The following is a 253-nucleotide window of genomic DNA, read 5'->3' as shown; positions in this document are numbered from 1 at the left end:
TACAAACTGTCCGCTGATTTTTACGACATTCAAAACATCGGCATCGCATAAATCAGAAGCTGTTGGGAATAACGCTTGCGCGGAAGCCAAGGCAGATAAATCACTACATTCCAAAGTTAAGTCTAATTCATTAGCAGTTGTTGTCCATGTTGGTTTTGTAGTGTCCTGAATAGTAATTACCTGAGTGAAAGTATCAGAAACATTTCCACAATCATCCGTAACGGTCCATGTATTGGTATACGTTCCTGCATTC

Annotated in this window: 1 protein-coding gene; it reads right to left on the bottom strand. The window is 39.9% G+C overall.

Annotated features, from left to right (window positions below):
- The coding region (locus tag RT99_RS25385; RefSeq protein ID WP_042565731.1) for a hypothetical protein at positions 1-253 on the bottom strand (253 nt) is incomplete at both ends.

Origin of the sequence: Flavobacterium sp. MEB061, from assembly GCF_000834715.1 — a bacterium.
In the GTDB taxonomy this organism is placed as follows: Bacteria; Bacteroidota; Bacteroidia; order Flavobacteriales; family Flavobacteriaceae; genus Flavobacterium; species Flavobacterium pectinovorum.
This window is presented reverse-complemented; position numbering and strand designations above follow the sequence as displayed.